15 protein-coding genes are annotated in these 13,047 nt (G+C 58.9%); 13 read left to right on the forward strand and 2 right to left on the reverse strand.

Translation table 11 applies throughout. The features are described 5' to 3' along the window. Positions 1–5 precede the first annotated feature (5 nt). The gene (locus tag MLC70_RS08360) at positions 6–1,004 is read right to left on the reverse strand and encodes a KpsF/GutQ family sugar-phosphate isomerase (RefSeq protein ID WP_248182954.1); all 999 of its coding nucleotides are present in this window, start codon (positions 1,002–1,004) and stop codon (positions 6–8) included. A gap of 217 nt (positions 1,005–1,221) precedes the next feature. Here MLC70_RS08360 and MLC70_RS08365 point away from each other — a divergent pair, with 217 nt between their 5' ends. Genes MLC70_RS08365 through MLC70_RS08415 form a run of 11 tightly spaced genes read left to right on the forward strand, consistent with a single transcriptional unit; the run spans position 1,222 to position 9,825 of the window. Then, positions 1,222–2,034 carry an ATP-binding cassette domain-containing protein gene (locus MLC70_RS08365; protein ID WP_248182957.1) on the forward strand — a complete coding sequence of 271 codons (813 nt, stop codon included), beginning with the start codon at positions 1,222–1,224 and terminating at the stop codon, positions 2,032–2,034. Then, positions 2,031–2,813: a lipid asymmetry maintenance ABC transporter permease subunit MlaE gene (gene mlaE / locus MLC70_RS08370; protein ID WP_248182959.1), complete on the forward strand. Its 783-nt coding sequence runs from the start codon at positions 2,031–2,033 to the stop codon at positions 2,811–2,813. The genes MLC70_RS08365 and mlaE overlap by 4 nt, the downstream gene beginning before the upstream one ends. Before the next feature lie 57 nt (positions 2,814–2,870). Further along, the gene (mlaD, locus tag MLC70_RS08375; protein ID WP_248182963.1) at positions 2,871–3,320 is read left to right on the forward strand and encodes an outer membrane lipid asymmetry maintenance protein MlaD; all 450 of its coding nucleotides are present in this window, start codon (positions 2,871–2,873) and stop codon (positions 3,318–3,320) included. Between the two features lie 56 nt (positions 3,321–3,376). Continuing rightward, complete coding sequence (locus MLC70_RS08380) at positions 3,377–4,030, forward strand: MlaC/ttg2D family ABC transporter substrate-binding protein (protein WP_248182964.1); 654 nt, start codon at positions 3,377–3,379, stop codon at positions 4,028–4,030. After that, entirely contained in the window at positions 4,027–4,350 is a 324-nt protein-coding gene (locus MLC70_RS08385) for an STAS domain-containing protein (protein ID WP_248182967.1), read from the forward strand. Before MLC70_RS08380 ends, MLC70_RS08385 begins: the two co-directional genes overlap by 4 nt. Positions 4,351–4,410: 60 nt before the next feature. Then, the gene (locus MLC70_RS08390; protein WP_248182968.1) at positions 4,411–4,653 is read left to right on the forward strand and encodes a BolA/IbaG family iron-sulfur metabolism protein; all 243 of its coding nucleotides are present in this window, start codon (positions 4,411–4,413) and stop codon (positions 4,651–4,653) included. Positions 4,654–4,683: 30 nt separating this feature from the next. After that, positions 4,684–5,946, forward strand: coding sequence for a UDP-N-acetylglucosamine 1-carboxyvinyltransferase (murA, locus tag MLC70_RS08395; RefSeq protein ID WP_248182970.1), 1,263 nt, complete (start codon positions 4,684–4,686; stop codon positions 5,944–5,946). 29 nt (positions 5,947–5,975) lie between these two features. Then, positions 5,976–6,620 carry an ATP phosphoribosyltransferase gene (gene hisG / locus MLC70_RS08400; protein ID WP_248182972.1) on the forward strand — a complete coding sequence of 215 codons (645 nt, stop codon included), beginning with the start codon at positions 5,976–5,978 and terminating at the stop codon, positions 6,618–6,620. Positions 6,621–6,671: 51 nt separating this feature from the next. Beyond that, a complete protein-coding gene (hisD, locus tag MLC70_RS08405) occupies positions 6,672–7,985 on the forward strand; it encodes a histidinol dehydrogenase (protein ID WP_248182974.1) in 1,314 nt (437 codons plus the stop codon). Continuing rightward, entirely contained in the window at positions 7,982–9,034 is a 1,053-nt protein-coding gene (hisC, locus tag MLC70_RS08410; protein WP_248182976.1) for a histidinol-phosphate transaminase, read from the forward strand. The genes hisD and hisC overlap by 4 nt, the downstream gene beginning before the upstream one ends. 47 nt (positions 9,035–9,081) lie before the next feature. Further along, complete coding sequence (locus MLC70_RS08415) at positions 9,082–9,825, forward strand: Nif3-like dinuclear metal center hexameric protein (protein ID WP_248182978.1); 744 nt, start codon at positions 9,082–9,084, stop codon at positions 9,823–9,825. Between the two features lie 16 nt (positions 9,826–9,841). Here the strand turns inward: MLC70_RS08415 and MLC70_RS08420 are convergent, their stop codons facing one another. Beyond that, positions 9,842–10,288 (reverse strand): Z-ring associated ZapG family protein, encoded by a 447-nt coding sequence (locus tag MLC70_RS08420; protein ID WP_248182979.1) that lies wholly within the window; start codon positions 10,286–10,288, stop codon positions 9,842–9,844. A 243-nt stretch (positions 10,289–10,531) separates the two neighbouring features. On the opposite strand from MLC70_RS08420, the gene zapE reads away from it, so the two are divergent. Then, positions 10,532–11,629 (forward strand): cell division protein ZapE, encoded by a 1,098-nt coding sequence (zapE, locus tag MLC70_RS08425; RefSeq protein WP_248183080.1) that lies wholly within the window; start codon positions 10,532–10,534, stop codon positions 11,627–11,629. A 22-nt stretch (positions 11,630–11,651) separates the two neighbouring features. Then, positions 11,652–12,836 (forward strand): thiolase family protein, encoded by a 1,185-nt coding sequence (locus MLC70_RS08430; protein WP_248182982.1) that lies wholly within the window; start codon positions 11,652–11,654, stop codon positions 12,834–12,836. Positions 12,837–13,047 lie beyond the last annotated feature (211 nt).

Consider the following 13,047-nt stretch of genomic DNA (forward strand, 5'->3'; position numbering starts at 1 on the left):
GCACCTCAGATGACGCCTGCGCGCAGCAGGTCGTGCATGTTGATGGCGCCGACCAGGTGGCCGTCTGCATCGGTGACCGGCAACGCGTTGATTTTCAGCTCTTCCATGATGTTCAGGGCTTCCGCGGCCAGGTGATCGGCCTGAATGGTTTTGCCGTTGTGGGTCATCACGTCGCTGATAGGGGTGGTGTGCACGTCGATGGATTTGTCCAGCGTCCGGCGCAGATCGCCGTCGGTAAATACTCCGGTCAGTTCACCGGCTTCATCCACAATGGTGGTCATGCCCAGCCCTTTGCGGGAAATCTCGAGCAGGGCGCCGCTGAGGGTCGTGTCGCCGGTAACCCGGGGAATCCGGTCGCCAGTGTGCATGATGTCGGAAACCCGCAGTAACAATCGCCGGCCGAGGCTGCCGCCGGGGTGTGAGAAGGCGAAATCCTCGGCGCTGAAGCCTCGCGCTTCCAGCAGCGCCACGGCCAGGGCATCGCCCATGACCAGGGTGGCGGTGGTGCTGGAGGTGGGCGCCAGGCCGAGCGGGCAAGCTTCCAGCGCAACACTGACATCGAGATTGGCTACGGCCTCTTTGGCCAAAGTGGAATCCGCGTTGCCGGTCATGCTGATCAGCGGTGCGCCCATGCGGCGCAGTAACGGCAGAATGGTCACTACTTCACTGGTGTTGCCGCTGTTGGAGATGGCCAAGACCACGTCCTGACCGGTAATCATGCCCAGGTCGCCGTGGCTGGCTTCGCCCGGGTGTACAAAGAAAGACGGTGTGCCCGTACTGGCAAGGGTAGCGGCAATCTTGTTGCCGATGTGGCCAGACTTACCCATGCCAGTCACCACCACACGACCCTTACAGGCCATGATAACCTCGCAGGCCCGCACGAAATCGTCGTCGATGCGATCCGAAAGCGCGGCGATGGCGTCTTTTTCAATGTCGATGGCGCGGATGGCTGCGTCCCGGTATTTCTGCTCGATGTCGGCTGTGGGCTTGTTGCTGTTGCTCATGCTGGTTCCGGCTTGCACTCTGTCATCGTAGGGTTTCGTCGTGTTAGGGCCTTGTTGCCACAGGGGCTTGGTCATGTGGCGGGAGTATATCACTTCCCGTCGCTACGGGGCTTTTGTTCAGGGAATCTGATTATTGCCATCAGGACATTTTATCTTGTGCAGATTGAGCTTCACCGCGGCTTCGCATAATGTTAGCCCACACTGAAAGGGACTGTTTATGGATTCAGGCGCCTACATAACCCTGAGGGACGTGGTTTTCAGCCGCTCGGGCCGACGCATTTTCGATGGTGTCAGTCTGGACATCCCCCGTGGCAAAATCACCGCCATCATGGGGCCCAGCGGCACCGGCAAGACCACGTTGCTGCGGCTGATCGGCGGCCAGCTCCGCCCGGATTCCGGCTCCATCGTGGTGGCCGGGCAGCCGGTTCCTCAGCTCAAGCGTAAGGCGTTGTACACGCTGCGGGAAAAAATGGGCATGCTGTTTCAGAGCGGCGCGCTGTTTACCGACCTGAGCGTTTTCGAGAACGTTGCCTTCCCGCTGCGCGTGCACACGGCGCTGCCGGAGGATATGGTCCGCGACATCGTGCTGATGAAGCTCGAGGCGGTGGGGCTGCGCGGTGCGCGGCGTCTGATGCCGGCAGAGCTTTCCGGTGGCATGACCCGCCGGGTGGCCCTGGCCCGCAGTATCGCGCTGGATCCGGAGCTGATCATGTACGACGAGCCGTTCGCCGGCCAGGATCCCATCGCCATGGGCGTTCTGGTCAAGCTGATCCGGGACCTGAATCTGTCGATGGGGCTGACCAGTGTTCTGGTGTCACACGATGTGCCTGAGTCTCTCAGTATCTGCCACTACGCCTGCATTGTTGCCGACGGCCAGATCATCGGAGAGGGCACCCCCGAGGAACTCAGGCAGCATCCCTCCGAGCGGGTGCAGCAGTTTCTCAACGGCCACCCGGACGGCCCGGTGCCATTCCACTACCCGGCCGATGACGCCGGAGCGGACTGGGGACTCGGTGGAGGTTCGGCATGATGGATCGTATTGCTTCGCTCGGCCGCGTGGGCCTCGATGTGGTTGCCACTGTGGGCCGGGCAGGGCGTTTCCTCGCTGGTGTACTGACCGGTGTGCCACGTCCCTCTGTGGGTTTCCCGCTGCTCGTTCGTCAGCTGTATTCGGTGGGTGTGCTGTCGTTGGCCATCATCGTGGTATCCGGCCTGTTCATTGGCATGGTACTGGGGCTTCAGGGCTACACCATTCTCAGTGACTACGGCTCAGAGGCGGCGATCGGACAAATGATAGCGCTGACGCTCGTGCGCGAGCTGGGGCCGGTGGTGACCGCCCTGCTGTTTGCCGGGCGCGCAGGATCGGCGCTGACGGCCGAAATTGGTCTGATGAAAGCTACTGAACAGTTGTCCAGCATGGAAATGATGGGCGTGGATCCATTGCGGCGGGTGATCGCGCCCCGGCTCTGGGCCGGTTTTATTGCCATGCCGATATTGGCGGCCATCTTCTCGGTGGTCGGGATCTGGGGTGGCATGTTGGTGGGTGTTGAATGGTTGGGGGTCTTTGAAGGGTCGTTCTGGGGTAATATGCAGTCTTCGGTGAGCTTCACCCAGGATGTGCTCAACGGGGTGATCAAAACCGTTGTGTTCGGCTTCGTGTGCTCCTGGATTGCGGTGTTCCAGGGCTATGACTGTGTGCCCACGTCAGCGGGGATCAGTTCGGCCACCACCAAAACCGTCGTTTATTCGTCTCTGGCCGTGTTGGGCCTGGACTTCGTGCTGACGGCTGTCATGTTCGGGGACTTTTGAACAGTATGAGCAGTCGGATCGGTTGTGGAATTCAACAGCGTTTAGCAGGAGCAGGAAATGGCCCAGAGAACTACTGAAATCGTCACCGGTCTGTTTATCATTGCAGGGCTGGCTGCGCTGATGTTTCTGGCGCTACAGGTCAGTGGCCTGTCGCCGAAAAGCGACGCTGACACGTATACCCTGTATGCCAACTTCAATGACGTGGGGGGTATTACTCCGCGGGGTAAAGTGGCCATGGCCGGGGTGACCGTGGGCTCGGTGAAAAGTGTCACCCTGGACAGAGACACCTTTCAGGCCAGAGTGGAACTGACGATTGATGCGAATGTGGACAACATTCCCGCAGACAGTTCCGCAGTAATACGTACATCCGGTCTGCTTGGGGAGCAGTACATTGATATCTCGATTGGCGGAGATATGGACTCTCTCAACGCGGGCGACACGTTTTATTCAACCCAGTCGGCGATGAATCTCGAGCGCCTGATTACCAACTTTGCATCGGGCAAATAGTTCGGTAGATGCGGGATATAGGGACAAAAGGAACGGACATGTTACAGGAGAAAATCATGGTTTTGATCAGACGCAGTATGCTGCTCATCGCCTTTGTGATGGCGGCGCTGGCGCTTCCGGTACAGGCGCAGCAGGAGCAGGAGCTGATGCAGTACGTCGATGAAAACACCCAGCGGCTGGTCGACAAGCTTAATGAAGAAAAAGGTCTGTATGAGCGCGATCCCGAAGCGTTCTACGTCAGCATGGATAAGGAACTGCGGGAGTTCGTCGATTTCCGCCGGATCGCGGCGCGAGTGATGGGGCGCTATGCCCGCCAGACCTCGCCGGAACAGAGGGATGAATTTGTCGTCAAGTTCAAGCGCAGCATGTTCGACAGCTATGCCCAGGCACTGGTCAGTGCCGATGACTTCAGCATCAAGGTCAAGGGTGCGGAAATCAATGCCAGCAACAGTGATCGTGCCACGGTTGAAATGGAAGTGCAGACCGCAAGCGGGAATCGCTACCCCGTAACCTATTCCATGTACAAAACCAGCGAAGGCCGCTGGATGATGGAAAACGTCATCGTGGAAGGTATCAATATCGGTCTCGCGTTCCGTGATCGCTTTGCTCAGGAGATGGAGCAGAATCGTGGTCAGGTGCAGGCGGTGATCGACGGTTGGAGTGATGCCGTCGAGTCACTGAAGCTTGAAGACGAAGTCGACAAATCATGACCCAAGCCCCGGCCCGGGCAACTCTGGCGGGGAATACCCTGACGGTGAGCGGAGCCATCGATCCGCTCAATGTGCTCGCCGTTCGCAAGGAGGGCGAGGCACTGATTGCTTCTGCCGCGGGCAACCTGACGGTGGATCTCTCGGCGATGGGGTCCGCCCACAGCGTTGTGTTGTCGCTGTTACTCTGCTGGCAGCGCCACGCTGCTGCCCGGGGCCACGCCCTGGTCTTCGCCGGTGTCAGTGACCGGCTTGTCTCGCTTGCTTCCCTCAGCAACCTCGATGATCAGCTCCCGGGTTTTCATGACAAAACGTCCGGCTGACCCGGGCCGCAGAATTGGGTACAATCTCGCCTCTGATTTATCAACACCCGAGGATTTTTTATGGAAGCCGCCGAAGTTACCGAGCTGGTGAAGCAGGCCCTGCCGGACTGTGAGGTTCAGGTTCAGGTCGATGGCACCCATTACATGGTGGTGGTGGTCGGGGAGGTCTTCGAGGGCCTGCCGACCATCAAGCGGCAGCAACTGATTAACAAGGCGCTGTTCCAGCAGGTTATGGACGGCACCATTCACGCTCTGCACCCGAAAGCATTCACACCGGCTGAGTGGGCCGCGCGCCAGGGCTGATCACGGCCCGCCAATAACAGGAAGACTATTGTGGACAAACTTCTGATCAGGGGTCGCAAGCCCCTGAACGGCGAAATCCGGATTTCCGGCGCCAAAAACGCCGCACTGCCCATTCTGGCGGCCACGCTGCTGGCGGACGAACCCGTCACCGTGGGCAATCTGCCGCACCTCAATGACGTGACCACCATGATCGAGCTGCTGGGTCGCATGGGTGTGGAGTTGCTGATTGATGAGAAAATGAGCGTGGAAGTGCACGCCAACACCATCAAGCATTTCCATGCGCCATACGAACTGGTCAAAACCATGCGTGCTTCAATTCTGGTGTTGGGGCCGCTGGTTGCGCACTTCGGAGAGGCGGAAGTGTCGCTCCCGGGTGGCTGCGCCATTGGCAGCCGGCCGGTGAATCTGCACATCCACGGTCTGGAAATGATGGGCGCGGAAGTGAAGGTAGAGAATGGCTACATCAAGGCGAAGACCAACGGTCGCCTGAAAGGTGCCCACATTTTCCTCGACACGGTGACGGTGACGGGTACGGAAAACCTGATGATGGCCGCTGCGCTGGCGGACGGTAAAACCATTCTTGAAAACGCCGCGCGCGAGCCGGAAGTAGTGGATCTGGCGGAATGCCTGATTGCCATGGGCGCCGACATCAAAGGTCACGGCACCGCGACCATTGAAATCAACGGTGTGGAACGCCTGCACGGCTGTCACTACAACGTACTGCCTGACCGTGTCGAAACCGGAACCTATCTAGTGGCTGCTGCCGCAACCGGCGGCAGGGTGAAGCTGAAAGACACCCGTGAAGACCTGCTGGAGGCCGTGTTGCTGAAGCTGGAAGAGGCCGGCGCTCACATCACCACGGGGCCGGACTGGATCGAGCTGGACATGAAGGGCAACCGCCCGAAAGCTGTCAACATCCGCACTGCACCGTATCCGGCCTTTCCTACCGATATGCAGGCGCAGTTTGCGGCCATGAACGCGGTGGCTGAAGGTACTGGAACCATCGTGGAAACGGTGTTCGAGAATCGCTTCATGCATCTGCAGGAGCTGATCCGTATGGGTGCGGACATTACCCTCGAAGGCAACGCGGCCATCATCAAGGGGGTGGATCACCTCACCGGCGCCCCGGTCATGGCAACCGATCTGCGGGCCTCCGCCAGCCTGGTAATCGCCGGCCTGGTGGCAGAAGGCGACACCATTGTGGACCGCATCTACCACATTGACCGCGGCTACGAATGTATTGAAGAGAAGCTGCAGCTGCTGGGCGGAACCATTCGCCGCCTGCCAGCATGATTGAAACGGCCCAGCAACCGGAAGGACCAATGACCGATTCCATCACCATCGCGCTGTCGAAGGGACGTATTCTCGATGAAACCCTGCCGTTGCTCGCAGAGGCGGGCATTGAGCTGGTCGACGACATCAAGAAATCCCGCAAGCTGGTGTTCCCCACCACGGATCCCAATGTGCGGGTGCTTATCATCCGTGCCACGGATGTGCCGACCTATGTGCAGTACGGCGGTGCGGACCTGGGGGTGACCGGCAAGGACGTGCTGATGGAGCACGGCGGTGATGGGCTGTACGAGCCGCTGGATCTTAATATCTCGCGCTGCCGCCTGATGACGGCGGGCCCGAAAGACTCGCCGGCACCGGCCGGGCGTATCCGGGTGGCCACCAAGTTCGTGAATCTGGCGCGCCGGTATTACTCGGCGCAGGGTCGGCAGGCGGACATCATCAAGCTGTATGGTGCGATGGAGCTGGCACCGATTCTGGATCTGGCCGATGAGATTGTCGATATTGTCGATACCGGAAACACTCTGAAGGCCAATGGTCTGGAGCCGCGGGATCTGATTGAGCACATCAGTAGTCGGCTGGTGGTGAATCGCGCGTCCATGAAGATGAAACACGGGCAGATTAACCCCATAATCGAAAAGATGTCCGCTGCCGTAGAAAAGCGGAGAGAAAATTAAGGCTTTGCACACTCTTATCGGGGTTAACCAAGTCAGACTCAGGAACTCAAGATGACCGATATCAATATCACCAGATTAAACGCCTCCCAAAGTGACTTCGACAGTGTACTGGCCAAACTGCTGGCCTGGGACGACAGCGTGGATCATCAGGTGAACGAGTCGGTGCGTCATATCCTGCATGAGGTGAAAACCCGCGGTGACCAGGCGGTACTGGAATTTACCGAGAAGTTTGATCGCCTGACAGTTGGCAGTGTCTCCGAGTTGGAGATGGATCAGACGCGGCTGCAAGCGGCGCTGGAGGTGATCCCGCAGGATCAGCGGGTGGCACTGGAGAGTGCGGCGGCGCGGATTCGGGACTATCACCAGCGACAGAACCAGACGTCCTGGCAGTATGAGGATGAAGACGGCACGGTTCTGGGCCAGAAGGTGACGCCGCTGGATCGCGCCGGTCTCTACGTTCCGGGTGGTAAGGCAGCGTACCCGTCGTCTGTGTTGATGAACGCGATTCCCGCGAAAGTGGCCGGGGTGAGCGAAGTGATTATGGTGGTGCCAACGCCCGATGGCGTGGTGAATGACATGGTGCTGGCGTCTGCAGCGATTGCGGGCGTTGATCGTGTTTTTACAGTGGGTGGCGCGCAGGCGGTGGGTGCGCTGGCTTATGGCACTGAAACCATTCCCGCTGTCGACAAGATCGTGGGCCCCGGTAATATTTTTGTCGCCACCGCCAAGCGGGAGGTGTTCGGCACCGTTGGCATCGATATGATCGCCGGACCATCGGAGATTCTGGTGATTTGTGACGGCAAGACCGACCCGGACTGGATCGCCATGGACCTGTTTTCTCAGGCTGAGCACGATGAGCAGGCGCAATCGATTCTGATCAGTCCCGATGCGGCGTTTCTGGATGCGGTGGAAGCCAGTATCAACAAACTGCTGCCGACCATGGAGCGCGCTGAGATCATTCGTACGTCCATGACCGATCGCGCGGCGCTGATTCAGGTGGCCGATCTCAGCGAAGCGGCTGACGTGTCTAACCGCATCGCGCCGGAGCACCTGGAGTTGTCAGTCGAGAACCCGAATGCACTGGTGGAAGAGATTCGTCACGCGGGCGCTATCTTCATGGGTCGCTACACCGCCGAGGCCCTCGGAGACTACTGCGCCGGGCCCAACCACGTGCTGCCTACCAGCGGCACAGCGCGATTCTCCTCGCCGCTCGGAGTTTATGATTTCCAGAAGCGGTCGTCGATCATCGGTTTCAGTGCTGGCGGCGCGGACCGGATGGGGCGTGTTGCTTCTGTGTTGGCCCGGGGCGAAGGCCTGACCGCCCACGCCCGTTCGGCGGAGTATCGGATTAAGGGTGAACAATGAGTAAATTCTGGAGCCCGCTGGTCAAGGGCCTGGTGCCTTACGTGCCGGGCGAGCAGCCGAAAATGGCGAACCTTGTGAAGCTGAACACCAACGAAAACCCGTTTGGCCCGTCACCCAAAGTGATCGAAGCGATCAAAGCGGAGCTGAACGACAACCTCCGGTTGTACCCGGACCCGGAAGGCGACAGCCTGCGCCAGACCATTGCCGACTACCATCAGGTCAGCCCTGGTCAGGTCTTTCTCGGCAACGGCTCGGACGAAGTCTTGGCGCACATCTTTTATGGCCTGTTCCAGCACGGTGAGCCCGTGCTGTTTCCGGATGTCACCTACAGCTTTTACCCGGTGTACTGCGGCCTTTACAACATCGAAGGCAAGACCGTGCCGCTCACGGAGACTTTCGAGATCAACCCGGCCGATTACCAGCAGCCTAACGGCGGCGTAATTTTTCCGAACCCGAACGCCCCGACCGGTCGCTATCTCGGCCTGCCGCACGTGGAAGAGATTCTGCAGGCGAACCCGGACCGTGTGGTGGTGGTTGATGAAGCCTACATCGACTTCGGCGGCGAAAGTGCGATTACACTGGTGGATCACTACCCGAATCTTCTGGTATCTCAAACGCTATCCAAAGCACGCTCACTGGCCGGTCTGCGCGTCGGCTTTGCCGTGGGTCATCCGGATCTGATCGAAGCGCTGAATCGCGTCAAAAACAGCTTCAACAGCTACCCTCTGGACCGCCTGGCACTGGCGGGCGCAAAGGCCGCCTATGAAGACGAAGCCTGGTTCCGGAAATGCTGCGATGGCGTGATCTCTGAGCGCGAGCGTGTCACCAGCGCACTGGAAAGTCTCGGCTTTGAAGTGCTGCCGTCCAAAGCCAACTTCATCTTTACCCGCCACGAAACCACTGCGGGCGAAACGTTGGCTAAAGGCCTGCGAGCGCAGGGCATTATCGTTCGTCACTTTAACAAACCCAGAATCAATGAGTTCCTGAGAATCACGATTGGAACGCCAGAGCAGAATAATGCTTTGATTGAGGGTATTAGAGCTCTGTAAACCCCCGAGGCCGATAACTCCAAGGTCTGAAGAAAGGCGGAGACTGCATGGCAAACCGCAACGACATTCTCAACACGATCGAGCAGTGGCTCCAGCCAGAAAATTTCCAGGACTATTGCCCCAACGGCCTCCAGGTCGAAGGCAAAGACGAGATCAAAACCATCGTCACTGGCGTCACTGCCTCCAAAGCCCTGATCGATGCCGCCATCGAAGCCAGAGCCGACATGATCATCGTCCACCACGGTTACTTCTGGAAAGGCGAAGACCAGCGTATTCAGGGCATGAAACGCCAGCGCATCAAGCAACTGCTTGACCACGACATCAACCTGGTCGCATATCACCTGCCGCTGGACGACCACCCGGACTACGGAAACAATCGCCAACTCGCCGACGTTCTCGGTATCCAGAATCCCCGCCCACTCGGCGGGCTGGTCTGGGAGGGCGAGCTGCCGCAGGCGATCAGCCCGGAGGCGTTCGGCCAACAGATTTCCGAGCGGCTCCACCGGGAACCGCTGTGGGTTGGCGAGGGAAAATCCGAGATCAAACGGGTAGGGTGGTGCACCGGTGCCGCGCAGGGCTTCATTACTACGGCGCTCGAGGCCGGGCTGGACGCCTATATCAGCGGCGAAATTTCGGAGCCGACCACTCACACCGCCAGGGAATGCGGCATCCACTACTATGCGGCGGGCCACCATGCCACGGAACGCTACGGTGTGAAGGCGTTGGGTAAGGCGCTTGAGCAAGCGTTTGATGTGGATCACCGGTTTATCGATTGCGATAACCCGGTCTGATCACTGCACTGCACGATCAGCTCTTTGAAGTAGGCGGCTTGTCGCCCTTCTTGAGCCCGAAGTCTTCGGCGAGGGTTCCGGTATCTTCCGGTCCTGCCTTGGGCGCGTAATCCCGCGGCGGTTCCACGCCATCATCGCGGCCGCCTTCAAGCCGGGCGCGAGAGGCTTCCTGTTCCAGCTCCCGCATCCAGTCCTCATCATTACACAAACGGTTCGCCCCACGCGCCATGTGCTGATTCACATCGCGGTAGGCGTCGTTGAAGCGGCGCAAAAGATGGGCGGACTCCATAAAGTGCTCATTCACCTGAGCCTGGTAGCGAGTGTACTCACTACGCAGTTCTTCAATCTGTTGCTCGACACGGCGCTGGCGCAAATTCGTAGTCTGCCCGGAGCGACCGACCAGTACGCCAATGATCACACCAACAACCAATGCGGCAACGGCTGCCAGAATCAGGTTCGTCATAAGATATGTCGTCCTTTAACAATATGAAGAGCTCAGCCCAATGTTGAAGTATAACGTTCAAGATCGCCCGCGCCCATCCGCAATGCTTGCGCCAATCGTCGTATTGCGTCGTACTCCCTTGCCTTCTCTGCTCACCGTGTCCCTCCGGGTCGGGCGAACATGGCGAAAAAACCCAAAATCGGCCACAATACGCCGCCGTAAATGAACGACCACTCTTCGGGAACAGGCTTGATGACCGCTAACATGACCCCTTGGCAACGCTACCAGCAGGATCTTGAACGCGCGGATTTCCAGAAAGATCCGGCCCAGGCCGATGCGGTTCAGCGATTGCAGTCACTGTACGACAAACTGGTGGCCGCCGAAAGCCAGCGTCAGAAAGGTTTGGCAAAACTCCGTATCAAACTGAAAAAAGGCAGGCAGGAGCCGGTCAAAGGGTTGTACTTCTGGGGCGGTGTCGGCCGCGGAAAAACCTACCTGATGGACACGTTTTATGAGGCCCTGCCGTTCGATCGGAAAATGCGGGTGCACTTTCACCGGTTCATGCAGCGTGTTCACAACGAGCTCAAAGCCCTGAAGGGTGAGAAGAACCCGCTGGAACTGGTGGCAAAAAAATTCGCCGATGAAACCCGGGTCATCTGCTTCGACGAATTCTTTGTTTCCGACATTGGCGACGCGATGATTCTGGCGACGCTGATGGACGGGCTCTTCAGCCGTGGCGTCACCCTGGTTTGCACCTCCAATATTGTGCCTGACGGATTGTATAAGGATGGCCTTCAGCGCGCCCGCTTTCTGCCTGCGATCGAGCTGGTCAAAAAGCACACCGATGTGGTCAACGTCGACGGGGGCGTGGATTACCGCCTGCGTACCCTGGAGCAGGCGGAGCTGTACCATTTCCCGCTGGATGCCGAGGCCGACGTCAGTTTGCGCACGAGTTACGACGCACTGGCGGTGGAGGCGGCGAAGCACAGTAAATCCATGGAAATCAACGGCCGCAAGATTCCGGCCATCGCCCACGCCGACGACGTGGTGTGGTTTGATTTCAAGGATGTGTGCGACGGGCCCCGCAGTCAGAATGATTACATCGAGCTGGCGCGCCAGTTCCACGCCATCATTGTCAGTAACGTACCCGTGCTGGGCGGCGACAAGGACGACCAGGCGCGGCGGTTCGTGAACATGATTGACGAATTTTACGACCGCAACGTCAAGGTCATTCTGTCCGCGGCGGCCCCGATTACCGACCTCTATGCCGGTGGCCGGCTGAGTTTCGAATTTGAGCGCACCGAGTCCCGACTGCTGGAAATGCAGTCCCAGGAATACCTCGAGGCGGCTCACAAACCCTAAAACCAACAGAGAGATTCAAACTATGAGCACAGACAACGTAGTGATCGTCAGCGGCGTGCGCACGCCCATGGGCGGCTTTCAGGGCAGCCTGGCCGACGTCACCGCCCCCGAGCTGGGTGCCATCACCATCGCCGAAGCGGTAAAACGCGCCGGTCTACAGCCTGCGGATGTCCAGGAAGTGATCATGGGCAACGTCTTGCCCGCCGGCCTGAAGCAGGGCCCCGCCCGCCAGGCCATGCGCAAGGCGGGTCTGCCGGACAACACTGGTGCCACCACCATCAACAAGCTCTGCGGCTCCGGCATGAAGGCCGCAATGTTCGCTCACGACCTGATCAAGGCGGGCACCAACGACATCATGGTCGCCGGTGGTATGGAAAGCATGTCCAACGCTCCCTATGTGCTTCAGGGCGTGCGCAAGGGCTTTCGCATGGGACCGGGCCAGGCACCCCAGGACCACATGTTCCTGGACGGCCTGGAAGATGCAGAGACCGGTCGCCTGATGGGCGCCTTTGCCCAGGAAATGGCGGACAAGAAAGGGTATACCCGGGAAGAAATGGACGAGTACGCCATCACCTCGTTGACCCGCGCCAAGAAGGCTATTGAGGAAGGCCTGCTGAAAGACGAAATCATCCCGGTCACAGTCAAGACCCGCAAGGGCGATGTGGTCGTGGAAGACGATGAGCAGCCCCATAATGCCAACATCGAGAAGATTCCGAGCCTGCGCCCGGCGTTTGCCAAAGACGGCACCGTGACGGCCGCCAACGCGTCTTCCATTTCGGACGGTGCCTCGGCACTGGTGCTCATGCGCGAATCGGAAGCCGAGAAGCGCGGCCTCAAGCCATTGGCTCGCATCGTTGGTCACAGCACCCAGTCTCAGCATCCGTCTGAATTTACCTGTGCCCCGGTCGGCGCCATCGAGACGCTGTTCGCAAAAACCGGCTGGAGCAAGGGCGACGTTGATCTGTACGAAATCAACGAAGCGTTTGCCATGGTCGCCATGATGCCGATCCGCGAACTGGGTCTGGATCCGGAAAAGGTGAACATCCATGGTGGCGCCTGCGCCCAGGGCCATCCTGTCGGCTCTACCGGCTCCCGGCTGCTGGTCACCCTGATGTACGCACTGCAGCGCTATGGCAAGAAAAAGGGCGTGGCTGCATTGTGCATCGGTGGCGGCGAAGCCACGGCGATGGCCATCGAATTGCTCTGATCACGTCAGCATCAACCGGGGGGAGGAACGGCCCTCCCTCTGGTTTCGAAGATCCGATCTCACTTCTTGTCCATTCTTTGTTTTCCAAGTGCATCCCTGTCCCTGTTTCTTCGTACCTCCTCAGTGGTTGCATCTGTTTTTGTTGTCTATAGTGATTCAGTGCGAGGTGACCGGGCAGGAACCGGCTATGTGTCAAAATCATACTTTTGAC

This window comes from Marinobacter goseongensis, assembly GCF_023156235.1.
Taxonomy (GTDB): domain Bacteria; phylum Pseudomonadota; class Gammaproteobacteria; order Pseudomonadales; family Oleiphilaceae; genus Marinobacter; species Marinobacter goseongensis.